Origin of the sequence: Micromonospora nigra, from assembly GCF_900091585.1 — a bacterium.
Lineage (GTDB): Bacteria > Actinomycetota > Actinomycetes > Mycobacteriales > Micromonosporaceae > Micromonospora > Micromonospora nigra.
In genome coordinates this window covers 2,038,751-2,063,163 of the sequence record NZ_FMHT01000003.1, presented here as the reverse complement: position 1 = coordinate 2,063,163, position 24,413 = coordinate 2,038,751, and the positions used below count along the sequence as shown (strand labels likewise).

Here is a 24,413-nt window from a genome sequence, read left to right as displayed (position 1 = left end):
AGCCGGACACCCGCCCTCGCGGCGGCCACCCGATCCGGTGATGGAGGAAACGTGCCGAGAGCCCCATGGCGCCGGCGTCGTACGACTGACAGTCCGCGCCCTGCCGGGCGCCGCTGGGCGGGCCCGCTACGCCGTAGTGGTTCCCTCGCCCGTCAGGTGCTGCTGGTTCGGGTCGGTCGCCGCGACGGTGACCTGCGCACGGCCACCGACGTGATGCTGCCCGAGCGCCGGTACGCGGACCGCCCCCGCCGCCGGTACGGCCTGAACCGGTTCCAGCGCGCCACCGTCGAGACCGTCGCCCCGGTCGCCCCGGTCCTCGCGCCCACCGTGCCGGTGGACGAGTCGCCGACAGGCCCGATCCCGCTGCTGCCCGGCGAGCGCACCCTCGCCCGCCGGATGCAGTTCGCCCTGGTCAACGCGTGCACCCTGGCCAGCCTCATGCTCGGCATGGGCGCCATCTTCTTGGCGATGCAGGGTGAGGTGCGCATCGCCGCGCTGCTCCTGATCGCCTGCGTGCTCCTCGACGGCCTCGACGGCGCGCTGGCCCGCAGGTTCGGGGTGTCCAGTCCGTTCGGTGCCCAGATGGACTCACTGGCCGACATGTGCTCGTTCGGTCTGGCCGCGCCGGTGGTGGTCTACGCGTCCCTCGCGGGTTCGGCCCCCACGGCGGCGGCGGCCGTGGTCGCGGCGCTCGTCGCGGCCTGCGCCGCGATCCGGCTGGCCCGGTTCAACGTCTCACCGAAGGACGGCCGCTTCTTCTGCGGCGTACCGACCACGATGGCCGCCGCCGTGCTGGCACTGGCCGTGCTCATCGACCTGCCGCTGCCGGGGCTGGTGCAGATCGCCGGGGTGGCGCTGCTCGGCTTCGCGATGGTCTCCAGCTTCCCGTACGCCAAACTCGCCCAGCTGGTCAAGTTGCCGCCGTGGGTCTGGCTGGCCCCGGTCGTGGGTGCGCTGATCGACGTTCGGCTCACTTTCGCGCTGATCGTGGTGGGCTACCTGGTCAGTGGCCCGGGGCTGTGGCTGCGCCAGCGCCGCACCGCCTGACCCGCAGCAGACACCGAAGGGACGCCCACACACCAAGGGGCACCCGGACACAGACACGAAAAGGGGCGCCGCGGACTCCCGCGGCGCCCCTTTCGCGTACGTCTGCCGTCAGCGCCAGCGCGCGATGACGGTCGCACCGCCGACGACCTTGTCGCCCGGCCCGACCAGTGGGTCCGCCGCGTCGGCGGGCAGGTAGACGTCGGTACGCGAACCGAACCGGATCAGCCCGAACCGTTCACCCCGGGCCAGCAGCGACCCGATCGGGGCCCGCTGCACGATCCGGCGGGCGATCAGTCCCGTGCGCTGCGCCACCACGACCGTGCCGTGTGCGGTGTCCAGCACCGTGTAGGCGGCCACGTTGTGCTCCGCCTGCGGCTTCATCGCGTTGGCGAAACCGCCGTCGGCGACGAAGTAGTCGACCACCTTGCCGGCCACCGGCGACCGGTTGACGTGCACGTCCAGCACCGACAGGAACACCGCGACCCGCAGGAACTCGCCGTCGCCGAACCGCTCGTCGTGCAGCCGCTGCACCGACAGCACCTGGCCGTCGGCGGCGGCGACCACGGCCGACGGGTCCTCCGGCACGTCCCGCTCAGGGTCGCGGAAGAAGGCGGCGACCGGCGCGGCGGCCAGGGCCGGCAGCAGCCACAGCTTCGACTTCGGGCGGGCCAGCCGGGCCAGCGCGGCCAGGCCCAGACTGATCCCGGCGGCGGCCACCCCGTTGGAGTCGATGTGCATGCTCCGGGTCAGCGGCACGCTGGAGGGCCGGTAGGCCGGCGCGAGCGAGCCGGCGGCTGCCGCGTCGGCGGGGGTGAACCGGAGGCGGAACACCCGCACCGGGGGGGTGTTCCGCAGCACCAGGTCGACGCCGACCCCGTACAGGGCACCCTGCCGGTCCAGCTCCGCCGCGGCTCCGGCCGTCCGGCCGGGCGCGGTGGCGACGCTGAGCACCGCACCGTCGGCGAGGTACTTGGCCAGGCCCTCGATCGTGGCGCGGGTCTCGTCGGCGGTGCCGGTGAGCGCCTCGCCCGCGACGACCACCGCCGCCGGCTCGGCCTCGGCGAGGGTGTCGACGACCGTCACCCGGTCGGCGACCCAGCGGCCCTGGGCGGTGACGTGTTCACGCAGCGTCCCCGCGGCGGTTCCCTCGGCCGGCACCAGCGTGAGGGTGTCACCGGGAAGCAGCGCGTCGATCGCGGCGGCCAGCACCGCCGACCCCGGGGCCGCGCCGACCAGCAGGGCGGCCTTGGGGTCGTTGATCCGGGCGAACTCGGCGACGAGGGTACGGGCGGCACGCTCGCCGATGCGGACCGGACCGGACCGGCCGGGGGTGCGCACGGCGGGGGACTGGGTCATGTCGGGCGGGCTCCTGACGAAATGAGAGACGGCAATCGCGGCGGACGGCGGAACCTCCACCGGCCAGCATAGGCCGCGTCGGTGGAGGGCCACACCGAGCCGGTCAACCGACCGCCCCCCGGCCTGCCGAGGGTGGTCCGGAGGATGGCGCCGCCCCGCCTCCCGGCTCCCCGGTCACCGGTCCGGCCGCGGGTGACCACGGCTGGTCGGCCGTGAGGTCGAGGGTCGGGTCGGCGGATGCCACCGGAGCTGCCGTGGTCGCGGGTTCTGTGGTCGCGGGTTCTGTGGTCGCGGGTTCCGTGGTCGCGGGTTCCGTCGGCGGCGGTGCCGGCGAGCGGCTGGACCGCAGGGCACCGACCAGGCCCAGGACGCCGACCATGATGAGCCCGCCGGCCAGGAACCAGCCCACCGCCGGCAGGACCAGCCCGAGCATCTGGGCGAGCAGCCACCAGGCGGACAGGGCGACGAAGAGCAGCCCGAAGGCGAACGAGACCAGGTCGGTCCGGTGTGCCTTCATCGGATCACCTCCAGTTGACCGGCGTTGACCTGGAGCGTCAGTCGTAGCGTTCCGCCACCGGCGCCGTCCGTGCCGAGGTCGGTGACCTCCCGACGCTGGCCGTCGAGCCCGCTGGAGCGCTCACCGAGGACGACCGCCTCGCCGGCGGTGACGTGCGCCACGGCGGTCACGTCGACGTTCGGCGGCAGCACCACGGTGGCCTTGCCGAAGTTGATGCCCACGGTGAGGTCCGTGTGGCCGCCGGCGGCGAAGTCGATCGCGCGCAGGTCGAGCACCGCGTCGCCGAAGCTGTTCTCGTACCGGTCCGCGAGGTCGCGGGTGCTGGTGGGCGCCCAGGTGACCGCCCCGTCCACGCCGCGTACCCGGTCGTAGGACTCGGCGACCGTGGCCACCGCCAGCGCGGCGGCGGTCACCACACCGAGGGCGATCAGCCAGCGCGCCCGGCCGAACCAGGTGCCGACCAGCAGGCCGAGCCCGATCACGGCCAGTGCCGCCGCGAAGTACGCCGACGCGCTCACCGGGAAGACGCCGAGCAGGTTGAGCACGCCCACCACGCCCAGGGCCACGAAGATCAGGGAGAAGGTCACCGCCCCGAGGGGAGAGCGTTCGCGCGGTCTCTTCACTGGCTTCGGTGGCCGCACCGGCGGGTACGGTCCGGCGGCCGGTGGCCCGGCGTACGGGCCGTGCGGGGCGAACGGCGCCCGGTAGACCGGGGGCCGGGGAGCCGTGGCCGGTAGGGCGGGGGGCGGCGCGGGCCAGCCCGGCGGGGGAGTCGCCGGCGGCCCGGCGGTCGGTTCCCCGGGGAGTCCCTGGGGGCCGAGGGGGGACGTCGGGGCCCCGGAGACCACGGCGTACGGCCACGGAGCGGTCGGCCCCGCGACCGTGGGCGCTGCCGGTGGCGCGTACGCGGGCGGCGCGGGCCAGGTCACCGGGGGTGCCGGCGCGGGCGGCGGGGCGGCCGGTGGGGCCGGGGCGGGCCCGGCTGCGCGGGTCCGGTGCTCCCGGTTGAGCAGCAGCGCCCCGCCGATCAGGATCGCGGCACCGAGCAGCACGGCCCGGAACGCGTCGGTGACGATGTAGCCGAAGCCCACCGCGACCACGACGCTCAGCACGATCACGGTGACCGGCGACATGCTGGACCGGCCCCGGCCGAGCATCGACTCCACGGGCGAGGCGCTGTCACCCTCGCCGGGAATGATCAGCCAGGCGCTGACGTAGACGAGGATGCCGATGCCTCCGAAGAAGCCGAGCACGGCGAGCAGCACCCGCCAGAGCACCGGATCGGTGTTCGTGGCGCGGCCGATCGCCGCGCACACGCCGGCCAGGTAGCGGCCCTCGCGGGGGCGCACCAGCCCGTACCGCGAGGTGAAGCCGGCCGGTGGTGGCGAACCAGCTCCCGGTGGCAGGCCAGCTCCCGGTGGTGGCGGGCCCGCGTCGGTCGCGCCGGTGGCCGGCTCGGCCACCGGCGGCGCGGTGGCCCAGGGCGGGGTGCCGGAGTACGGCGGTGGGTCCCCGGCTTCCCGACCGGCGGCGACCCCGGCCGGGTGGGCGGCTCCGGCCGTGGGGGCCTCCCCGGCCGTGGGGGCCTCCCCGGCGGTGGCGGCCTCCCCGTCGGACGGTTCGGGCGGTTCGGACGGTTCGCCCCGCGGAGACGACGTGGTCGCCGGCGGTACGGGCGACGGCGCCCCGTCCGGCCCGGTCGCCCCGGGCCGGGGTGGCTGGGCAGCTTCCTCGGTCATGCTCTCGATCCTGCTGCCCCGACCGCCCGGACGGCCTCAGGAGGCGACCCTGACCCCACCCTGAGATCCCGGCGGCCCGGATGTCCGGGGCGTCCCCGTGGTCGGGCGGGTACCCGGCGTGTGACGATCGGACCGGCGGACGTGACGGCCTTCCGTGACCGGCTCGCCGACCTCCCGACCGCCGACCTCGTGACCAGGGAGCCCGCGATCATCACCGTGACCCAGCCGCCCCGCCTCTACCGCGCTCCGGAGCACCGGATGGCGGCGGGGGTGGCCGCCGGCATCGCCGACCACCTGGGCATCTCGGTGGTGCGGGTCCGGGTCGCCTTCACCGTCCTGCTCGGCCTGTCGGGCCTCGGCCTGCTGCTGTACGCCGCCTTCTGGGCCGTCGTGCCGCTGCGCCCCGGCGACACCGCCGTGCCGCCCCGGCGGGACGTCGCCCAGCTGCTGCCGTTCGTGGCGATCGGGCTGGGCGTCCTGTTGATCCAGGTGCTGCTGTTCGACTTCGTCGGCGCGGCCGGCACCGCCGGATGGCTCGTCGCGATCATCGCGGTGGGTGCGGGGGTGATCTGGCACCAGTCCGCGCCCGAGCGCCGGCGGCAGTGGGGCGAATCGCTGCCGGTCCCGTGGTTGGGCGCCGTGGTGGAGGAGAGCGACCGGCGCGCCTTCGTGCTGCGGTTCATCGGCGGCGGGGTGCTGGTCGCGGTGGGCATCATCGGGGTCGCGGCGGTCTACTCGCCCGCCCAGAACCTCGACGCCGTGGTCAACGGCGTGATCTTCGCGCTGGTCGGGCTGGCCGGCGTCGGGGTCGTCGCCGCTCCGGTGCTCTGGCGGACGTGGAACCAGCTCCGCTCGGAACGGGAGGGGCGCATCCGCGAGCAGGAGCGGGCGGAGTTGGCGGCCATGGTGCACGACCAGGTGCTGCACACCCTCGCGCTGATCCAGCGCAACGCGACCGACGTCAAGGCCGTGCAACGGCTGGCCCGGGGGCAGGAGCGCTCGCTGCGTAGCTGGCTCTACAAGCCCACCGCGTCGCCCACCGAACGGTTCGCCGCCGCCGTCGAGCAGGCCGCCGCCGAGGTGGAGGACACCTTCGCGATCACCGTCGAGACGGTGGTGGTCGGCGACCGGGAGACCGACGAACGGGTCGGCGCGTTGGTGGCCGCCGCCCGCGAGGCCCTGGTCAACGCGGCGCGGCACGCGGGGGTGCAGACGGTCTCGCTGTACGCCGAGGTCGAGCCCGAGCAGGTCAGCGTCTTCGTGCGGGACCGGGGGAAGGGCTTCGATCCGGATACGGTGGAGGACCACCGGCACGGCGTCCGGGGGTCGATCGTCGGCCGGATGAAGCGCCACGGCGGCCGGGCGGAGATCCGGTCCGGGCCGGGCGAGGGGACCGAGGTCCGGCTGATCCTGTCGACCCCCGGGGAGTCGTCCACCACAGAAAGGGACAAATCATGACTGAGCAGTCACCGGTCGTGTCGGCGGGCGGGCCCGTCGAGCGGCTGCGGGTGTTCCTCGTGGACGACCACGCCATGTTCCGCGCCGGGGTCCGCGCCGAGCTGGGCGCACACGTGGAGGTGGTGGGCGAGGCGAGCACGGTGGCCGAGGCGGTCAGCCGGATCGCCGCGTCGGAGCCGGACGTGGTGCTGCTCGACGTGCACATGCCCGACGGCGGCGGGCGGGCCGTGCTGGAGGCGATGCGGCGCAGTCATCCCCAGGTCAGGTTCCTGGCGCTGAGCGTGTCCGACGCTGCCGAGGACGTGATCGGCCTGATCCGGGCCGGGGCGAGGGGCTACGTCACCAAGACCATCTCACCGGACGAGCTGGCGGCCGCGATCCGCCGGGTCGCCGACGGGGACGCGGTGTTCAGCCCCCGGCTGGCGGGTTTCGTGCTGGACGCCTTCGCGGCCCGGCCCGACGCGCCGGTCGCCGATCCCGAGCTGGACCAGCTCACCAACCGCGAACGTGAGGTGCTGCGGCTGTTGGCGCGGGGGTACGCGTACAAGGAGATCGCCAAGGAGCTGTACATCTCGATCAAGACGGTGGAGACCCACGTCTCCAACGTGCTGCGCAAGCTCCAGATGTCCAACCGCTACGAGTTGTCGCGCTGGGCGGCGGACCGTCGCCTCGTCTGACTCGTCTGAACGGCCCCACCCGATCGGATTTTCCCGGGCATAAGCCGTTGTTCACCTCGCCGGGGCTGACAAAAGATCAACGACCTGCTGATAATGCCCCGTCGCTTTCTCGCGCGCGGGTGGTGCGCATCCCGCGGGAACGGCGGCTCACGCAGCCCGCCCCGGGCGGGACACACCCCTTGCGGAGAGGTGCGCTCACACATGATCGGACAACGAGGACGGCGTTGGGCGCGGATCGCCCTGGCGACCGTCGCCGGCGGTGCGCTCGCGCTCGGCGTCGCGGCCCCGGCCGTCGCCGAGGAGGCGGCCACCGGCGTGGCGAAGTCGGTCGCTGGTACCACCGTCACCCTCAAGCTCAACGGCGAGAAGAAGAGCACCTCGCAGCTCGCCCTGAAGATCGGTGGCAAGCTCGTCCCGGCCTTCTGCATCGACTACCACACCAACGTGGCGCTCAACGGCAAGTACGAGGAGGGCACCTGGGACGAGTCCCAGGTGAAGAACCTGGCCAGGGTGCAGTGGGTGCTCACCCACGGCTACCCGAACGCCGACGCCACCGCGCTGCTCGCCGCCGCGGGCGCCACCCTGCCGGCGGACCTGTCCGACAAGCGCCGCGACAACCTGCTCTACTTCGGCACCCAGACCGCCGTCTGGCACTTCAGTGACGGCGTCACCCTCGACGCCTGGCAGCAGGGCGGGGGCCTGCTCGGCAAGAAGCAGTACGAGGTGGTCCAGAAGGTACGCGACTACCTGGTCGCGAACGCGACCGACCAGCCCGAGCCGAAGGCGGAGCTGAGCATCGACCCCGCCACGGCCACCGCCACGGCCGGCGAGAAGGCCGGCCCGTTCACCGTCAAGGGCCCGGCGGGCGAGATCGCCCTCGCGGTCACCGGCGGCGGGGCGGTCGACGCCGAGGGTGCGCCGGTCACCTCGACCACCAACGGCGGCCAGTTCTGGCTGACCGCCGAGGGCACGGGCACGGCCACCGTGACGGCGTCCGCGGCCGACTCGGTCTCCTTCGGCCGGGTCTTCCTGTTCACCGGCAAGCGGGCCGCGCAGAAGCTGATCCTGGGCGGCAGCACCGGCTCGACCGTGACCGCCGAGGCGGCTGCCACCTTCACCGCTGCTCCGGAGTCGCCGTCGCCGTCGCCGTCGGCCGAATCCCCCTCCCCGTCGCCGTCCACGCCGGTGGAGTCGCCCTCGACCCCGGGAGAGAGCCCGGCCCCGTCGACGTCGCCCGCGTCCAACGGGGGTGACCTGCCCCTGACCGGCTCGCCGATCGCCGCGGCGGTCGCCGCCGGCCTGGTGCTGCTGGCCGCCGGCGCGGTGACCGTCCTGCTGGTGCGCCGTCGTCGGGTGCGCTTCACGGCCTGACGTCCGCGTCGCCGACCACCGGCCCCGAACCCGCGACCAGCGGGTCCGGGGCCGGTGTCGCGTCCGCCGCCGGTCGACGCCCGTTCCGGGTCTCGGATCGGCGTTGGGGCGCGGGGGCGGAACGGCCGGAATGAGACGGTGTGCCGGTGTCCCGAATCGGCGCGGCGGCCGACATCGGGACTGTCCGGTGTCGGTCGACCGGTTCGTGCCGTCGACCGGCCGGACGACCCGTTCTCGCCCGTACGGCCGGTGTGATCGCCCCGGAGTGAGTGGTCTCACGTGTGCCTTCCGGGCCCCCGGAGGGCGGGGCGGCAGGGGTCCGCCGAGGCGGTCATCCACGCGCGGGAGCGGCGTCTTGTCGCAGCTCATACCAGATCAACCGGCTGGCGTCCGCCAGCCGTCGCCTGAGTGTCGGCCCCGTCCCGGCCGGGTATCGGGTTGATAACACGCCTTCCCGCCGTGAGCCATCGGGTGTCACAGTTGCAGGCACCTCACAACCCCCTCGTGAGCCGAGCGCCCTGAGGAGGCACTCCCATGCGCGGGAAATTCCTGAAGGTGGCGGTCGCTGCGACCGCCACCGCTATGTTGGCCACCGCATGCAGCGGCGGCGATGACGCGGCGGAGGAGACCGGCAAGTCCGGTGGCGAACTCCGCGTCTACGCGTCGGAGCCGGCCTTCCTGCTGCCGTCCGCCGCTGACGACGAGCCGTCGATCTATGTGATCCGTCAGCTCTACCGTGGTCTTGTCAAGTACAACGCCGAGACCGCGGCCGTCGAGAACGACCTGGCCGAGTCGATCGACTCGGACGACCAGAAGCTCTGGACGATCAAGCTCAAGAGCGGCTACACCTTCGACAACGGTGAGCCGGTCAACGCCGACTCGTTCATCCGGTCGTGGAACTACGCGGCGTACGGGCCGAACGCCCAGAACAACTCGTACTTCATGAAGCGGATCGCCGGTATCAAGGACGTCTCGTCCGTGGACCCGGACGGCGACGGCCCGCAGAAGGCCCCGGAGCCGAAGGCCAAGGAGCTGTCCGGCCTGAAGAAGGTCGACGACCTGACCTTCACCGTGGAGCTCGACAAGCCGTTCTCCGGCTTCCCGACCACGGTCGGCTACTCGGGCTTCTTCCCGATGGCCCAGGCCTGCGTCGACGCCGCGGACCAGTGCAACGAGAAGCCGATCGGCAACGGCCCCTACAAGATGGAGGGGACCTGGCAGCACAACGTCGGCATCACGCTCGCCCGCAGCGACACCTGGAAGGGTGAGCCGGGCAAGCCGGACAAGATCAACTACCGGATCTTCGCCGACGTCGACGCCGGTTACGCCGCCTTCCAGGCCGGCGAGCTGGACGTGATGTACACCCTGCCGCCGGCCCGTTACAAGGAGGCCAAGCAGCAGTACGGTGACCGTCTGTACGAGCAGCCGGGCGACAGCTTCACCTACGTCGGCCTGCCGCTGTACAACGAGAACTTCAAGGACAAGCGCGTCCGCCAGGCGCTGTCGCTGGCGATCGACCGCCAGTCGATCATCGACGCGGTGTTCGACGGTCGGTTCACCCCGGCCGCCGGCTTCGTCGCCCCGACCTTCGAGGGCGCTCGCGACGACATCTGCCAGTACTGCAAGAAGGACGTCGAGAAGGCCAAGCAGCTCCTCGCCGAGGCGGGCGGCTGGAAGGGTGGCAAGCTCACCCTGTGGGCCAACGCCGGTGCCGGCCACGACCAGTGGCTGCAGGCCGTGGGTGACCAGATCAAGGCCGCCCTGGGCATCGACTACGAGCTGAAGGTCAACCTGCAGTTCCCCGAGTACCTGGAGACCGCGGACAGCCGGAAGTTCACCGGTCCGTTCCGCCTCGGCTGGGGCCCGGACTACCCGTTCATGGAGACCTACCTGGCTCCGCTGTACAGCACGGGTGCCGACAGCAACAACTCCACCTACGCCAACCCGGCCTTCGACGCCCTGATGACCGAGGGTGACGCGGCGAACTCGATCCAGGAGGCCATCCCGGCCTACCAGAAGGCCGAGGACCTGCTCGTCGAGGACCTGCCGGTCATCCCGATGTGGTTCAGCAAGGTGGCGGCGGTGTACGGCGAGAACGTCGACAACTTCGTCTGGAACGCCGTCTCGGACGCCGACTACGGCCAGACCTCGCTGAAGCAGTAACCCGCTTCAGACTCCTGATCTAGCCGTAACACGACGTGGCGGCAACGGTCTCCCCACCGGGTGATCGTTGCCGCCACGTCAGCGCCGAGAGGAGACCCCGACATGGGGCGCTACGTCATCCGACGGTTGCTCCAGTTCATCCCGACCGTGCTGGGCACCATGTTCCTGCTCCACTACCTCACCTCGCTGGCGATCCAGTTCAGCGGGAACCCCGTCCGGGCCCTCTTCGGCGACCGGACGCCGCCACCGGCCCTGCTCCAGGCGATCACCCAGCGGCTCGGCTACGACGACCCGTGCCTGGACCAGAAGGGCAACCCCTGCCTGGGCCTGTTCGCGGACCGGTTGCAGAACATCTTCTTCAGCTTCGACTTCGGCATCAACCTGCGTCAGCGCGAGGTCACCGAGCTGGTCGCCGACGCGATGCCGTACACCCTGCGGCTGGTCGTGATCGCCATCGTCTTCGAGACGATCGTCGGCATCGCGGCCGGTGTGCTCGCCGGCCTGCGCGGCGGCAGCTTCGCCGACTACCTCGTCAAGATCTCCACGGTCTTCCTGATCTCCGTGCCGATCTTCGTGCTCGGCGTGGTGGTGCGGGAGTTCGTCGGGGTCAAGTTCGGCAACGTGCTGCGCGACCAGGATTGGATTCCGGAGCTCATCGCCGACGGCGTGTTCAGCCCTGTCTTCAAGTCCGACTACCCGTGGGCCAGCCTGGTGATCCCGGGCCTGGTGCTCGGCGCGATCTCGCTGGCCACCACCGCCCGGCTGACCCGCACCAGCATCATGGAGAACATCCGGGCCGACTACGTCCGCACCGCCCGCGCCAAGGGCCTGGCCAACAAGCGGGTCGTCGGCGTGCACACCCTGCGCAACTCGCTGATCCCGGTCATCACCTACCTGGGTGTCGACATCGGCGGCCTGATGGGCGGCGCGGTGGTCACCGAGACCATCTTCAACGTCCCGGGCATCGGTCGGCTGGTGACGCAGGCGGCGCGTACCGGTGAGGCTTCCGTGGTGGTCGGCGTGGTGACCATGCTCGCCCTGGTCTTCCTCATCGCGAACCTGCTGGTCGACATCCTCTACGCCGTGCTCGACCCGAGGATCCGCTATGAGTGACGGATTCCTGGTCTCGAAGCGGCGGCCCGGGCGGACGTCCCCGGCCGCCACCGGTGTGGCGAAGCGAAACGAGGTGTGGACATGAGCGACGTGACGAGAGCCGGCGCGGCGGCGACCGGCGACCCGACGGTGGCCGACACGCTGGCTCCCGAGACGCCTCCGGGCGGCAAGGAGCGCAACGCGAGCCTGTGGGCGGACGCCCGCCGGCAGTTGGTCCGCGATCCGGTCTTCGTGATCGCGGCCCTCTACATCCTCGTGGTCACCTCGATGGCGTTGTTCCCGAGGCTGTGGACCAGCGCGGACCCGCGGGCCTGCAACACCGACCGGTCCCGGACGCCACCGAACGCGGAGTTCCCGTTCGGCACCGACATCCTCGGCTGCGACTACTACGCCCACGCCATCTACGGCGCTCGGCCGTCGATGCAGATCGCGCTGCTGGCCACCACGGGCCTCGTGGTCATCGGTGGCGGCCTCGGCCTGCTCGCCGGCTACTACGGCGGCTGGGCCGACGCGATCATCTCCCGGGCGATGGACATCTTCTTCTCGCTGCCCTTCCTGCTCGGCGCGATCGTGTTCCTCACCGTGGTCAAGCAGCAGAACGTGTGGACGCTGACGCTCGTGCTGGTGGTGCTGAGCTGGCCGACGATCGCCCGGATCATCCGGGGCAGCGTGATCTCCTCGAAGGACCTCGACTACGTGCACGCCGCGAAGGCGGTCGGTGCCCGCAACGGTCGGCTGATGCTCCGGCACATCCTGCCGAACGCGGTCGCCCCGATGCTGGTGTACGCCACCATCGTGCTCGGCTCGTTCGTCGCCGCGGAGGCCACCCTGACCTTCCTCGGCGTCGGCCTCCAGCCGCCGGCACAGTCCTGGGGCATCATGATCTCGGCCCACCAGGTCTACTTCCTGGAGGATCCGTGGTTGCTGCTGTTCCCCTGCGGTCTGCTGGTCGGCACGGTGCTGTCCTTCATCCTCATGGGTGACGCCCTGCGTGACGCCCTCGACCCGAAGCTCCGGTGAGCACCATGAGCACTGATGTGAACGTCAAGATGGATGCCCTGCCCGGCCTCGACCCGGACGCGTTGCCGCTCGAGGTCAAGGACCTGCACGTCGAGTTCCGCACCCGCAACGGCGTCGCGAACGCCGTCAACGGCGTGAGCTTCGACGTGAAGGCCGGTGAGACCCGGGCGATCCTCGGCGAGTCCGGCTGCGGCAAGAGCGTGACCGCCCAGGCGATCATGGGCATCCTGGACACCCCGCCCGGGTACGTCACCGGCGGGCAGATCCTCTACCGGGGTGTCGACCTGCTGACGCTGCCGGAGGCGGAACGCCGCAAGGTGCGCGCGAACCGGATCGCGATGATCTTCCAGGATGCGCTCTCCGCCCTGAACCCGGTCTTCACCGTCGGGTTCCAGCTCTCCGAGCAGTTCCGCAAGCACCGGGGCATGTCCCGCAAGGACGCCAAGGTCCGCGCCACGGAACTGCTCGACCTGGTCAAGATCCCGGCGGCGAAGCAGCGGGTGAACGACTACCCGCACCAGTTCTCCGGAGGCATGCGCCAGCGCGTCATGATCGCCATGGCGCTGGCGCTCGACCCGGAGGTGCTGATCGCCGACGAGCCGACCACGGCGCTGGACGTGACCGTGCAGGCCCAGATCATGAGCCTGCTGGCCGAGCTCCAGCGGGAGCGCAACATGGCCCTGGTCCTGATCACCCACGACATGGGGGTGGTGGCGGACGTCGCGGACCGGATCTCGGTCATGTACGCCGGTCGGGTCATCGAGGAGGCCGGCGTGGAGGCCATCTACGCCAACCCGGCCCACCCGTACACCAAGGGTCTGCTGGAGTCGATTCCGCGCCTCGACGTCAAGGGCCAGGAGCTCAGCGCCATCAAGGGCCTGCCGCCGGTGCTGACGAACATCCCGCCGGGCTGCGCCTTCAACCCGCGCTGCCGGTACGCGCAGGACGTGTGCAGGGTCGACCCGGCCCCGCCGCTGTACCAGGTGTCGGCGAGCCGCACGTCCGCCTGCCACTTCTGGAAGGAGGTCAAGGGCGATGAGTGATCTGGTGCTGGAGACCCGTGGCCTGACCAAGCACTTCCCGCTCACCAGCGGGATCGTCTTCAAGAAGCAGATCGGCGCGGTCCGCGCGGTCGACGGGGTCGACCTGGACCTGCGTCGGGGCGAGACGCTCGGCATCGTGGGCGAGTCGGGCTGCGGCAAGTCCACCCTGGCCCGGATGTTGGTCGGGCTGGAGACGCCGACCTCCGGCGACCTGTTCGTGCAGGGCAAGAACATGTCGAAGGTCGGCGCCGAGGAGCGTCGGCGCGGCAGGCGCAACATCCAGCTCGTCATGCAGGACCCGTACACGTCGCTGAACCCGCGGATGACCGTGGGCGACATCGTCGGCGAGCCCTTCCAGGTGCACCCCGACGTGCTCGAGAAGGGCAAGCGGCGGGTCCGGGTGCAGGAACTGCTGGAGCTGGTCGGCCTCAACCCCGACCACATCAACCGGTACCCGCACCAGTTCTCCGGCGGCCAGCGGCAGCGCATCGGCATCGCCCGGGCGCTGGCGCTCAACCCGGAGATCATCCTCTGCGACGAGCCGGTCTCCGCGCTCGACGTGTCCATCCAGGCCCAGGTGATCAACCTGCTGGAGAAGCTCCAGAAGGAGCTGGGCCTGTCGTACGTCTTCATCGCCCACGACCTGTCGGTGGTCCGGCACATCGCCGACCGGGTCGCGGTCATGTACCTCGGCAAGATCGTCGAGATCGGCACCGAGGACGAGATCTACGACAAGCCCACTCACCCGTACACCCAGGCGCTGCTCTCGGCGGTGCCGGTTCCGGACCCGAAGCTGCGCGGACTCCGGGACCAGATCGTCCTGACCGGTGACGTGCCGTCGCCAGCCAACCCGCCGTCGGGCTGCCGCTTCCGCACCCGCTGCTGGAAGGCACAGGACATCTGCGCCGAGCAGGAGCCGTTGCTGGAGATCCGGGACAAGTCCGGTCACCCGAGCCGCTGCCACTTCGCCGAGGTTCGCGACGTGGTGCGCGCGTCCGGGTAGCCGCTCAGACGCCGTCGCGCCCGACCAACCGCACCGGGCCGGCGGTGAAGGTAGTGCCTCCTCAGATGATCCGGGGCGTCGGCCGTCACCCACGGTCGGCGCCCCGGATCCTCGTTCGGGCCGGGGCCACCGGCGACTGACGGCCTGTCTGCGCGACGGTCAGAGCAGGCCGCGGCGCCTGACGGTCTGCGGCGACGGTCAGAGCGGGCCGCGGCCGGCGCGCAGCAGCAGCAGGGCGAGCGAGGTGCCGTCGGCTCCCAGCGCGGCCCGGAACCGTTCCAGGATCTCCTGCTCCCGGGAGAGCACGAGCCGGGTGCCACCGGAGGCCATCCGCGTCGCCCCGACCTCGCGGGACAGCGCGGCCCGTTCCTGCCACAGTCCGATGAGGGCGCGGTCGATCTCGTCGATGCGCTCGCGGATCTCGGTGATCCGCGCGGAGGCGACCGGTTCTGCCGTCCCGGTCTGCCCGTCCGCCGCCTCGGTCGCGCCCGCCTCGCCGGATCCGGGCCGCGCGCCGTTCTGTTCCCTCACGTCAGTCATCATCGGGTACCTCTCGCATCGTGGTGCCCGGTGCCCGGATCCCGGGACGAAGAAAGCCCCGGGCTCCAGGAGCCCGGGGCTTTCGCAGGTCTGTCTGATCAGGCGCGACCTACGGCTGCCGGACTCCCGGAGCCGTAGTAAAAGTAGAACGCCTGACCGATCACGTCGTCGAGTATGCCCACCGGCCGACCGGCGCGCAAGGAAACCGGCGGATCCGTGGTCCGGCGCGCGATCCCGACCGGGACCGCGCGCCGGAGGAGGACTCAGCCGAGCCGGGTGATCCGGTCCGCCGGGCCGGGGGCGACCGGCTCGCCGGCCGACAGGTAGGCGATCAGCGCGTCGACGTCGAAACCGGGGGCGGTGGCCCGGTCGGTGCCGGCCCGCAGCTCGGTGAAGCCGTCGCCACCGTTGGCCAGGAAGTCGTTCGTGGTGACCCGGTAGGTGGCCGTCGGGTCGACCGGAGCGCCGTCGAACGTCAGGGCGCTGACCCGGGAACCGACCGGGGCGGTCGAGTCGTACGAGTAGGTGAGCCCCGCCGAGACCTGGAGGATCCGCTGGGTGCGCTGCCCGTTGAAGCCCACGAACTGCTGCTCCAGGACGTTCTTGAGCTGTTCCCCGGTGAAGGTCTGCGTGACCACCAGGTTGTTGAACGGCTGGACGGTGAACGCCTCGCCGTAGGTGACCTCGCCCGGTGCCTCGCCGCCGGTGGAGGCCGAGTACGACAGCGACGCCCGGATGCCGCCCGGGTTCATCAGCGCGATCTGTGCCCCCGCGTCCCGGGTGTACGCCAACTGCGCGTCGGCGATCACGTCGCCCAGCGGGCTCTCCCCGTTGGGCAGGGCGTCCCGGACGATGTCCGCGCTGATCCGCCCGACCACCTCGTTGGCGATCGGCGCGACGGCGGCCCGGTACTTGTCGGCGAGGGCCTTCGCACCCGGGTCGACCAGGTCGGGGTTGCGCACGAAGACGCCCGGCGCGCTCTGCTGCCAGGTGCCGTCGGCGTTGCGGACGCCGTTCTCCACGACGACGTTGCGCGCGGAGATCGAGGTGAACCGGCCCGTGCGCCGGTCGAGCGAGTAGTCGATGTCGGTGATCAGTTGGCCGTTGTTGCCGGCGCTGGTGACCACGCTGTGCGCGCCCGAGGAGTTGGGCAGGGAACAGGAGTAGAAGCGGTGGGTGTGCCCGGAGGCGACGATCCCGAACTCGGGCCGCAGACCCTTGACGATGTCGACGACCGGGCCGGAGAAGTTGGCGCAGTCCGACACTCCGGGGGTGGTCGGCGGGGCCGACTGGGCGCCGCCCTCGTGCACCAGCAGCACCATCGCCCGGACGCCGAACAGCTTGAGCAGCCCGCCCCACTTGTTGGCGGTCTTGACCTCGTCGGTGAACCGGACGTCGGTGATGCCCGCCGGGTTGACGATGTCGGGGGTGCCCTCCAGGGTCACGCCCACGAAGCCCACCGGCACGCCGCCGACGAACCGTACGTCGACCGGGGGCAGGATGGGCAGGCCGGTCTTCCGGCTGACCGTGTTCGCGGCGAGGTAGGTGAACTTGGCGCCGGCGAAGCCGTCGCCGTCCTGGCAGCCGTCCTCCGGGTGGCAGCCGCCCTTGTTGATCCGGATCAGCTCGTCGACGCCCTCGTCGAACTCGTGGTTGCCGACGGAGCTGATCTCCAGCCCGATCTCGTCCATCAGCTCGATGGTGGGCTCGTCGTGGAAGGCGGCGCTGACCAGCGGGGTCGCGCCGATCAGGTCACCGGCGCCGACGGTGGTGGTGACGCGGCCCTCGGCCTTGGCCTCGGCGCGCAGCTTCTTCAGCCAGGTGGCCAGGTACTCCACGCCACCGGCGGGGGTGCCGTTGACGGCCGCACCGCTGCCGCCGGGCGGGTCGATGGCGCCGTGGAAGTCGTTGTAGCTCAGGAAGTTGCCCTTGACCTCCCTACCTGCGGCGGGCTTGCCGTAGGCGACCGAGACGGGGGCGAGCGCCGCCCAGGTGTCCTCGGTGGGGGCGGGGGCCGACGGCGCGGTGGCCGGCAGCGTGGCGACGACGGCCAGCGCGAGGGCGGGCGCGGCGAGGTGACGCAGCGCGGCCCGACCGCGCGAGCGCGGTTGACTCATGGTGTTTCTCCCAGGTCGTGTACGGGGGAGGAGCCGGGGTGTCCCCGCCATCGTTGTGCACGGGGGGCGACGACGCCAGAGGGGACGTCGTTGCGGCATCGTCTCATCCGGGCAGGTCGGGCCCGAATGCCGCCCATCCGGTCGCGGAGCGCGTACGCGCCGGTGCGCCGCGCCATGCCGGCGTGCGCGCCCGTGCGGCGACGGGGATGTCCGCCCGGCGGCATAGACTCGCCGTGCGATGCATCCTCTCTTCGACCTCCCCGCGTCCCCGCCCGCGCCCGAGCCGGCCCGGACGCCGCCACCCCACCGTCCCGTGCCCGCCCGGCTCGATCCACAGCAGCTCGTGGAGGGCCTCAACGGCCCGCAACGGGACGCGGTCACCCATTCCGGTTCGCCGCTGCTGATCGTGGCGGGTGCGGGTTCGGGTAAGACCAGGGTGCTGACGCACCGGATCGCCCACCTCCTCGCGGCGCGCGACGTGCATCCCGGCGAGATCATCGCGATCACGTTCACGAACAAGGCCGCCGGGGAGATGAAGGAGCGGGTGGCCAAGCTGGTCGGTCCGCGCGCCCGGCTGATGTGGGTGTCGACGTTCCACTCGGCCTGCGTGCGCATCCTGCGGGCCGAGCACGAGCACGCCGGGTTGAAGAGCACCTTCTCCATCTACGACGCGGACGACTCGCGCCGGCTGATGCAGATGGTCGCCCGCGAACTCGACCTGGATCCGAAGCGGTATCCGGCGCGGGGGTTGGCCGCCCAGGTGTCGAACCTGAAGAACGAGCTGGTCGACCCGGAGGAGTTCGCCGCCCGCGCCAAGGGGCCCAACGAGCGGGCGCTGGCCGAGGCGTACACGCTCTACCAGCGTCGGCTGCGTGAGGCGCACGCGCTCGACTTCGACGACCTGATCATGACGACGGTGCACCTGCTCCAGTCGCACCCGCACGTCGCGGAGAGCTACCGGCGGCGGTTCCGGCACGTGCTGGTCGACGAATACCAGGACACCAACCACGCCCAGTACGTGTTGATCAGGGAGCTGGTCTCCGGCACCGAGGGGATCCCACCGGCGGAGCTGTGTGTGGTCGGTGACGCCGACCAGTCGATCTACGCGTTCCGGGGCGCGACCATCCGCAACATCCTGGAGTTCGAGCGGGACTACACCGACGCCCGGACGATCCTGCTGGAGCAGAACTACCGCTCCACCCAGACGATCCTCAACGCCGCCAACGCGGTGATCGACCGCAACACCTCCCGCAAGCCGAAGCGGCTGTGGAGCGACGCCGGGGCCGGCGAGCAGATCGTCGGATACGTGGCCGACACCGAGCACGCCGAGGCGGACTGGGTGGCCCGGGAGATCGACCGGCTGGTCGACGGTGGCGACGCCCGGCCGGGTGACGTCGCCGTCTTCTACCGCACCAACGCCCAGTCCCGGGTGTTCGAGGAGGTGTTCATCCGCGTCGGGCTGCCGTACAAGGTGGTCGGCGGGGTGCGCTTCTACGAGCGCAAGGAGGTCCGCGACGCGCTGGCCTACCTGCGGGCGGTGGTCAACGACGACGACACGGTCAGCCTGCGCCGCATCCTCAACACCCCGCGCCGGGGGATCGGCGACCGCGCCGAGGCGTGCGTGGAGGCGCTGTCCAGCCGGGACCGCATCTCCTTCGGCGCGGCACTGCGCCGGGCGAAGGACGCACCGGGCATCTCCAGCCGGGCGGCCAACGGTATCGGTGACTTCGTGGCGCTGCTCGACGGTGCCCGCGAGCTGGCCACCACCGGCACCCCCGAGGAGGTGCTGGAGGCGCTGCTCACCCGCTCGGGTTACCTGACCGAGCTGGAGGAGAGCCTGGACCCGCAGGACGCCGGCCGGGTGGACAACCTCCAGGAGCTGGTCAGCGTCGCCCGGGAGTACACCGAGCGCATCGAGGCGACCGGCGCCGAGGGGGAACGGGCCACCCTGGCCGGCTTCCTGGAACAGGTCGCCCTGGTGGCCGACGCCGACCAGGTCCCGGCGCAGCCTGACGACGCCGACGCGGACGACGCCGCGCCCCACCAGGGCGTGGTCACCCTGATGACCCTGCACACCGCCAAGGGCCTGGAGTTCCCGGTGGTGTTCCTGACCGGCCTGGAGGACGGCGTCTTCCCGCACCTGCGCTCGCTGGGCGACACCCGCGAGCTGGAGGAGGAGCGCCGGCTGGCGTACGTCGGCATCACCCGGGCCCGGCAGCGCCTCTACCTGTCCCGGGCGGTGACCCGCTCGGCCTGGGGGCAGCCGTCCTACAACCCGCCTTCGCGGTTCGTCGAGGAGTTGCCGCCGGAACTGGTCCGCTGGGAACGCACCGAGGGTTCGTACACCTCGTGGGCCGGTGGGGGCGGCGGTGTGGGTGGCCGCGCGGACCGCGTGGCCGGCGGGCGTGGGGGCTTCACCGGGGGTACGCCGAAGGCGGCGCAGCTCGCGAAGCGGCTCGGGGTGGACGGCAGCCGGCTGGCGACCGCCAGTGAGCTGCCGCAGGGTCCCAAGGTGTCCGCCGGGGACCGGGTCAATCACCAGCGGTACGGGCTGGGTCGGGTGCTCGCCGTGGAGGGGCACGGGCCGGGTGCCCGGGCGCAGATCGACTTCGGTGACCAGACGATGTGGCTGGTGTTGCGGCACGCCCCGATCGACAGGCTCTGAGCTTCCGGCCCTCCGGGGTCGGGTGGTCCGGGTCGGTGCGCGGGCGGTCGGTGCGGGTCGCCCGGCCCGGCGGTGTGCCCGCCGGACCGGGCGGTGCTGTCGCCAGCGGGTCAGCAGACCACGTCGACGCCGCGGGCGCGGGTCAGCAGGCTACGTCCACGCCGCGGGCGCGCAGGAACGGCGCCGGGTCGATCTGGTTCCACATCTGCCCCTGGTGCACCTCGAAGTGCAGGTGCGGGCCGGTGGAGTCGCCGGTGGAGCCCTCCAGGCCGATGGTCTGACCGGCGGTGACCTTGTCGCCCACCCCCACCCTGGTGGTGCTCAGGTGGGCGTAGTGGGTCAGGTAGCCGTTGTGGTGGTCCACGACCACGGAGATGCCGTAGCCGTCGCCGACGTCACCGGCCTTGGTGACGGTGCCGCCGAACGCGGCCCGCACGGGGGTGCCGGCGGGCAGTGCGAAGTCGACGCCGGCGTGCAGCGTGCCCCAGCGCGGTCCGTAGCAGGAGGTGATGGCCGCACCCTTCATCGGGATGACCCAGGTCGCCGCCGGCTTGCTGGTCTTCTTCGGGGTGGGCCGGGCTGTCTTCGTCGTCTTCGTCGCCTCCGGGGTGGCCGCGGCCGGCCGCCTGCTGGCTGACGGGCTCGGGGTGGGGCTGGTGGGGGTCGCGGACGGGGTGGCCGTCCTGCGGTCGGAGCGGTCGGCACGGTCCGAGCGGTCGACCCGGTCGGCCGCCTCGGCCCGGCTCTGCGCGTCGAGGGCGGCCGGGGCGGGGCCGGGCCCGTCTCCGGCGGTGGTGGCCACGGCGACCCCGCCGAGGCCGAGCCCCACCACGGCGACCGCGCCGACGACCAGGGCCCGGGTCCGTCCGCTGGCCCGCCGCCGGTGCCGGGCGGGCGCGTCGGGAGTGGCGGAGCTGCGGATGGTGCTGTGTTCCTGCACGGCGGACCTTCACTGGATCGAGGGACAACTGACATGTGCCCGATGGGCATCTGACACGGGATCGAGGGACAACTGACCCGGAAATAGTGGTGTCAGGTCGGTCCGGGGTGGGTATCGGCATGCTGGACCCACCGGCCCACGGCGTCCCGCGCAGCCCGGTTCCTGGCGGTCTGAGCGGTATGACGGCAAAGGTGATCATGCTGCTGAGTGACGTGGGCCACAGTCGCTGGTGTGACCTGGAATACTTTCCGTCGTGCGAGCGCACAGAAAACCGCCCGGATCGCTAGATCCGGGCGGTCAACGGGCGATACGTAGCGTCAGGAACCGGCTACCTCGCTGTAGATTGCCTCGACTTGGAGCTTGATGTCCACTCCGCGCTCCTGGAGCCAGGGCACCGGGTCGCGCGGCTCGCCCTTGACATGGATCTCCAGATGCAGGTGGGAGCCGTAGGAGTGGCCCGTGTTGCCCACCAGGCCGAGCTGGTCGCCGGCCTTGACCTGCTGGCCCTCCTTGACGCTGACGGCCGAGGAGTGCCCGTAGATGGCCTCGCTGCCGTCGGGGTGCTGGACGATCACCGTGTAGCCGTAGCCGCCGAACCAGCCGGCCTTCGTGACCGTGCCGTCGTGGATGGCGACGTACGGGGTGCCCTCGGCGGCCACCAGGTCGACGCCGGTGTGCAGCTTGCCCCACCGCATGCCGTACGGGGACGTGAAGTCGTAACCCTGGAGGGGGAGGAGCCAGACGTCGGACTCGTCGACCTGCTCGGCACCGCCGCGTGCGCTGTCGCGGGTGGCGCGGTCGGCAGCGCCGGCGCGTGCGGCGGCGTCCTCGCTGGCGATGGACGCCTGCTTCAGCTCGTCGAGCACCGACGGGCTGACGTTCTTGGCGTCCGGCAGTGCGCCCGCGCCCAGCGCGACGACACCGGCGCCGACGAAGGCGGTGGTGACGACGGCGGCGTAGCGGCTACGCGGGGGAGTGGGTACGCGGCGGCGACCGCGATATCGATCGGGCTCAGACGACAGGCGCTGGCGCACGCACACCCTCCGTTGTCGGGGTTTCGAAGCGTCCCGCCGCCGCTCGTGAAGCTCGGATGAACGTCGGCTGGCCGCGTCGCCACCCGTCCGTGGACCTGATGACAACCGTGGACACGTTAGCCAACAGCCACGTCCGTCACAAGCCGAAGCGCCGAATTGCCGGCGCGTTCTGTCCGTTTCCGTCCACTATTGTCATGGCTTCACGCTCAGTTGCCTGCCCCGGTTATCGGCCGTTCGTTGCGTACCGTGACCGTTCGGCGGAGGTGTCCGACTTGACGAGTGGCTGATGCGAACCGCCGCACGGTGACCGGCCGAGGCGGCCCGTGGCCGGCCCGGACGTCGCGGGCGGGCGGGCGCGGCAGGTGGGTCGTTGCGGCGGCACCGCTCTGGTGCTCACGCGTCTGGTGCCTCCACGCGTCCCGGTGCTTCCGCGCCCGCTGGTAACTCCGCGCGTCCCGGCACTACTACTTCCGCGCGTCCCGGCACTTCCGCGAGCCCCGGTTCCCGGGCCCCGGTCGGTCGGGTTACCGTTCGTTCAGGTGAAGTGCCGCGGAGTCGGTGAAGGGATGCGCTGATGAGCTCTCGTGTTCGGGTCGTCGTCGCCAAGCCGGGCCTGGACGGCCACGACCGCGGCGCCAAGGTCGTCGCCCGTGCCCTGCGGGACGCGGGCATGGAGGTGATCTACACCGGCCTGCACCAGACCCCGGAACAGATCGTCGAGACCGCGATCCAGGAGGACGCCGACGCCGTCGGCCTGTCCGTGCTGTCCGGGGCGCACATGACCCTCTTCCGCCGGGTGCTGGAGCTTCTCGGCGAGCGGGAGGCACGGGACATCGTCGTGTTCGGTGGCGGCATCATCCCCGACGCGGACCTCCCCGAGCTGGAGAAGCTGGGCGTCGCCAAGATCTTCACCCCGGGCGCGACCACACAGTCGATCGTGGAGTGGGTGCGGCAGAACGTCGCGCAGCCCGTCGCCTGAACCCGGACGGGGGACCGCCCGAACCCGGACAGGGGGAGGGGCCGGACGCACCCCTCACACGTCCGGCCCCTCTATGCACGATGCCCCGCCGCCACCCCTCGACCGACAGGGCATCGGCCGCTCCCGTCTTCGCGCTGTGTCCAGCGCTCCGACACCTGACTCAACGACGCCCCCACCAGGGGGTTACGCGCCTGTGGCGACGACCGCCCCCGGCGGCCGACGTTCGCCCGAACGGGTGACACGCGCCCCTCGGCCGGCACTCGGGCCGCCCGCCGCCCCGCCGCGGCGCTGTGCATTACCGCACACCGCGCACCCGTTCGGTTGCCGCCCGGCCGCGTCTCGTTAGGCTGCGGCAAATGGCCTGTCTGATGTGATGACAGGCGTCAAACTGTTATTCCAACGCTGGTGGCGGCGCGACGGCGCGCCGCGGAGACGGGACGGGACGCGCAATCGTGGACCTGTACGAGTACCAGGGGCGGGACCTGTTCGAGCGGCACGGATTGCCCGTGCTCGCCGGCGGCGTCGCCACTACCCCGGAGGAGGCCCGCGCGATCGCCGAACGCCTCGGCGGTCGAGTGGTCGTCAAGGCACAGGTGAAGGTCGGGGGCCGAGGCAAGGCCGGCGGCGTGAAGCTGGCCGAGGGCGCCGAGGAGACGGTGGCCCGGGCCACCGACATCCTCGGCATGGACATCAAGGGCCACACCGTCCACAAGGTCATGATCACGGTGACTGCGGACGTGGCCGAGGAGTACTACTTCTCCTACCTGCTGGACCGGGCGAACCGCACCTTCCTCTGCATCGCCAGCGTCGCGGGCGGCATGGACATCGAGCAGGTCGCCGCCGAGACCCCGGACAAGGTCGTCAAGGCCCCGATCGACGCGGTCGAGGGCGTGGACGAGGCGAAGGCCCGGGAGATCGTGACCGCCGCCGGCTTCCCGGCCGAGGTCGCCGACCAGGTCGTCGACGTCGCCGTGGGTCTGTGGAAGGCCTTCGTGGCCGAGGACGCGACCCTGGTCGAGGTCAACCCCCTGGCGACGACGGGCGACGGCAAGCTGCTGCTGCTCGACGCCAAGGTGACCCTGGACGAGAACGCCGCGTTCCGCCACCCCGACCACGAGGCTCTGGTCGACCAGGCCGCGGTGGACCCGCTGGAGCAGGCCGCCAAGGAGAAGGACCTCAACTACGTCAAGCTCGACGGCGAGGTCGGCATCATCGGCAACGGCGCGGGCCTGGTCATGTCCACGCTCGACGTGGTCGCGTACGCGGGTGAACGGCACGGCAACGTCAAGCCGGCCAACTTCCTCGACATCGGTGGCGGCGCGAGCGCCGCGGTGATGGCCAACGGCCTGGAGATCGTGCTCTCCGACCCCTCCGTCAAGAGCGTCTTCGTCAACGTCTTCGGCGGCATCACCGCCTGCGACGCGGTCGCCAACGGCATCGTGCAGGCGCTGGCCCTGCTGGAGCAGCGCGGCGAGAAGGTCACCAAGCCGCTCGTCGTCCGCCTCGACGGCAACAACGCCGAGGCCGGTCGGGCGATCCTCGACGGCGCGAACAACCCGCTGATCCAGCGGGTCGACACCATGGACGGCGCGGCCGAGCGGGCCGCCGAGCTGGCGGCTGCGGGGGTCTGA

The 24,413-nt window shown here is 71.7% G+C and carries 18 protein-coding genes and 1 pseudogene; 12 read left to right on the top strand and 7 right to left on the bottom strand.

Features of this window, described 5'->3' with window-relative positions:
• The first annotated feature begins 51 nt into the window (after window positions 1-51).
• Window positions 52-1,047 (top strand): CDP-alcohol phosphatidyltransferase family protein, encoded by a 996-nt coding sequence (locus tag GA0070616_RS08635; RefSeq protein ID WP_245712703.1) that lies wholly within the window; start codon window positions 52-54, stop codon window positions 1,045-1,047.
• Window positions 1,048-1,155: 108 nt separating this feature from the next.
• Here the strand turns inward: GA0070616_RS08635 and GA0070616_RS08630 are convergent, their stop codons facing one another.
• The 3 genes and pseudogenes from GA0070616_RS08630 to GA0070616_RS08620 all read right to left on the bottom strand — a co-directional run bounded on the left by GA0070616_RS08630 (window position 1,156) and on the right by GA0070616_RS08620 (window position 4,659).
• Window positions 1,156-2,403, bottom strand: coding sequence for a phosphatidylserine decarboxylase (locus GA0070616_RS08630; protein ID WP_091079095.1), 1,248 nt, complete (start codon window positions 2,401-2,403; stop codon window positions 1,156-1,158).
• 310 nt (window positions 2,404-2,713) lie between these two features.
• Window positions 2,714-2,920: pseudogene (locus GA0070616_RS29295) on the bottom strand (hypothetical protein); the annotation flags it as partial.
• Window positions 2,917-4,659: a PspC domain-containing protein gene (locus GA0070616_RS08620; RefSeq protein ID WP_091079091.1), complete on the bottom strand. Its 1,743-nt coding sequence runs from the start codon at window positions 4,657-4,659 to the stop codon at window positions 2,917-2,919. The gene GA0070616_RS08620 and the pseudogene GA0070616_RS29295, both read right to left, overlap by 4 nt.
• A gap of 189 nt (window positions 4,660-4,848) precedes the next feature.
• On the opposite strand from GA0070616_RS08620, the gene GA0070616_RS08615 reads away from it, so the two are divergent.
• From GA0070616_RS08615 to GA0070616_RS08580, 8 genes are all read left to right on the top strand, one after another.
• Window positions 4,849-6,117, top strand: coding sequence for an ATP-binding protein (locus GA0070616_RS08615; RefSeq protein WP_091090268.1), 1,269 nt, complete (start codon window positions 4,849-4,851; stop codon window positions 6,115-6,117).
• Window positions 6,114-6,794 carry a response regulator gene (locus GA0070616_RS08610; RefSeq protein WP_091079087.1) on the top strand — a complete coding sequence of 227 codons (681 nt, stop codon included), beginning with the start codon at window positions 6,114-6,116 and terminating at the stop codon, window positions 6,792-6,794. Before GA0070616_RS08615 ends, GA0070616_RS08610 begins: the two co-directional genes overlap by 4 nt.
• Before the next feature lie 201 nt (window positions 6,795-6,995).
• Entirely contained in the window at window positions 6,996-8,165 is a 1,170-nt protein-coding gene (locus GA0070616_RS08605) for a thioester domain-containing protein (protein WP_091079083.1), read from the top strand.
• Between the two features lie 534 nt (window positions 8,166-8,699).
• Window positions 8,700-10,328, top strand: coding sequence for a peptide ABC transporter substrate-binding protein (locus tag GA0070616_RS08600; RefSeq protein ID WP_091079080.1), 1,629 nt, complete (start codon window positions 8,700-8,702; stop codon window positions 10,326-10,328).
• A gap of 102 nt (window positions 10,329-10,430) precedes the next feature.
• Complete coding sequence (locus GA0070616_RS08595) at window positions 10,431-11,441, top strand: ABC transporter permease (protein ID WP_091079077.1); 1,011 nt, start codon at window positions 10,431-10,433, stop codon at window positions 11,439-11,441.
• Window positions 11,442-11,522: 81 nt separating this feature from the next.
• Window positions 11,523-12,461: an ABC transporter permease gene (locus GA0070616_RS08590; protein WP_091079073.1), complete on the top strand. Its 939-nt coding sequence runs from the start codon at window positions 11,523-11,525 to the stop codon at window positions 12,459-12,461.
• Window positions 12,462-12,466: 5 nt separating this feature from the next.
• Window positions 12,467-13,504 carry an ABC transporter ATP-binding protein gene (locus tag GA0070616_RS08585; RefSeq protein ID WP_091090264.1) on the top strand — a complete coding sequence of 346 codons (1,038 nt, stop codon included), beginning with the start codon at window positions 12,467-12,469 and terminating at the stop codon, window positions 13,502-13,504.
• Complete coding sequence (locus GA0070616_RS08580) at window positions 13,497-14,507, top strand: ABC transporter ATP-binding protein (protein ID WP_091079069.1); 1,011 nt, start codon at window positions 13,497-13,499, stop codon at window positions 14,505-14,507. The genes GA0070616_RS08585 and GA0070616_RS08580 overlap by 8 nt, the downstream gene beginning before the upstream one ends.
• Window positions 14,508-14,705: 198 nt before the next feature.
• On the opposite strand, the gene GA0070616_RS08575 is transcribed toward GA0070616_RS08580, so the two are convergent.
• Together GA0070616_RS08575 and GA0070616_RS08570 are read right to left on the bottom strand one after the other, a co-directional pair.
• The gene (locus tag GA0070616_RS08575; protein WP_091079065.1) at window positions 14,706-15,050 is read right to left on the bottom strand and encodes a chorismate mutase; all 345 of its coding nucleotides are present in this window, start codon (window positions 15,048-15,050) and stop codon (window positions 14,706-14,708) included.
• Window positions 15,051-15,310: 260 nt separating this feature from the next.
• Window positions 15,311-17,164 carry a bifunctional metallophosphatase/5'-nucleotidase gene (locus tag GA0070616_RS08570; protein ID WP_091079061.1) on the bottom strand — a complete coding sequence of 618 codons (1,854 nt, stop codon included), beginning with the start codon at window positions 17,162-17,164 and terminating at the stop codon, window positions 15,311-15,313.
• Between the two features lie 238 nt (window positions 17,165-17,402).
• On the opposite strand from GA0070616_RS08570, the gene pcrA reads away from it, so the two are divergent.
• Window positions 17,403-19,829 (top strand): DNA helicase PcrA, encoded by a 2,427-nt coding sequence (gene pcrA / locus GA0070616_RS08565; protein ID WP_091079058.1) that lies wholly within the window; start codon window positions 17,403-17,405, stop codon window positions 19,827-19,829.
• A gap of 142 nt (window positions 19,830-19,971) precedes the next feature.
• On the opposite strand, the gene GA0070616_RS08560 is transcribed toward pcrA, so the two are convergent.
• Together GA0070616_RS08560 and GA0070616_RS08555 are read right to left on the bottom strand one after the other, a co-directional pair.
• On the bottom strand, window positions 19,972-20,769 hold the full coding sequence (locus GA0070616_RS08560; RefSeq protein ID WP_091079054.1) for a M23 family metallopeptidase: 798 nt from the start codon (window positions 20,767-20,769) through the stop codon (window positions 19,972-19,974).
• 317 nt (window positions 20,770-21,086) lie between these two features.
• Window positions 21,087-21,803 (bottom strand): M23 family metallopeptidase, encoded by a 717-nt coding sequence (locus GA0070616_RS08555; RefSeq protein ID WP_091079051.1) that lies wholly within the window; start codon window positions 21,801-21,803, stop codon window positions 21,087-21,089.
• A gap of 574 nt (window positions 21,804-22,377) precedes the next feature.
• Here GA0070616_RS08555 and icmB point away from each other — a divergent pair.
• Both icmB and sucC read left to right on the top strand, forming a co-directional pair.
• Window positions 22,378-22,782 carry a coenzyme B12-dependent isobutyryl CoA mutase small subunit gene (icmB, locus tag GA0070616_RS08550; RefSeq protein WP_091079048.1) on the top strand — a complete coding sequence of 135 codons (405 nt, stop codon included), beginning with the start codon at window positions 22,378-22,380 and terminating at the stop codon, window positions 22,780-22,782.
• A gap of 452 nt (window positions 22,783-23,234) precedes the next feature.
• Window positions 23,235-24,413 (top strand): ADP-forming succinate--CoA ligase subunit beta, encoded by a 1,179-nt coding sequence (gene sucC, locus GA0070616_RS08545; RefSeq protein ID WP_091079044.1) that lies wholly within the window; start codon window positions 23,235-23,237, stop codon window positions 24,411-24,413.

Bases quoted from the DNA above. Each gene is read 5' to 3' on its own strand.
- GA0070616_RS08630 (WP_091079095.1), bottom strand. From the start codon at position 2,403: ATGACCCAGTCCCCCGCCGTGCGCACCCCCGGCCGGTCCGGTCCGGTC.
- GA0070616_RS08620 (WP_091079091.1), bottom strand. From the start codon at position 4,659: ATGACCGAGGAAGCTGCCCAGCCACCCCGGCCCGGGGCGACCGGGCCG.
- GA0070616_RS08610 (WP_091079087.1), top strand. From the start codon at position 6,114: ATGACTGAGCAGTCACCGGTCGTGTCGGCGGGCGGGCCCGTCGAGCGG.
- GA0070616_RS08605 (WP_091079083.1), top strand. From the start codon at position 6,996: ATGATCGGACAACGAGGACGGCGTTGGGCGCGGATCGCCCTGGCGACC.
- GA0070616_RS08600 (WP_091079080.1), top strand. From the start codon at position 8,700: ATGCGCGGGAAATTCCTGAAGGTGGCGGTCGCTGCGACCGCCACCGCT.
- GA0070616_RS08595 (WP_091079077.1), top strand. From the start codon at position 10,431: ATGGGGCGCTACGTCATCCGACGGTTGCTCCAGTTCATCCCGACCGTG.
- GA0070616_RS08590 (WP_091079073.1), top strand. From the start codon at position 11,523: ATGAGCGACGTGACGAGAGCCGGCGCGGCGGCGACCGGCGACCCGACG.
- GA0070616_RS08585 (WP_091090264.1), top strand. From the start codon at position 12,467: ATGAGCACTGATGTGAACGTCAAGATGGATGCCCTGCCCGGCCTCGAC.
- GA0070616_RS08580 (WP_091079069.1), top strand. From the start codon at position 13,497: ATGAGTGATCTGGTGCTGGAGACCCGTGGCCTGACCAAGCACTTCCCG.
- GA0070616_RS08575 (WP_091079065.1), bottom strand. From the start codon at position 15,050: ATGATGACTGACGTGAGGGAACAGAACGGCGCGCGGCCCGGATCCGGC.
- GA0070616_RS08570 (WP_091079061.1), bottom strand. From the start codon at position 17,164: ATGAGTCAACCGCGCTCGCGCGGTCGGGCCGCGCTGCGTCACCTCGCC.
- pcrA (WP_091079058.1), top strand. From the start codon at position 17,403: ATGCATCCTCTCTTCGACCTCCCCGCGTCCCCGCCCGCGCCCGAGCCG.
- icmB (WP_091079048.1), top strand. From the start codon at position 22,378: ATGAGCTCTCGTGTTCGGGTCGTCGTCGCCAAGCCGGGCCTGGACGGC.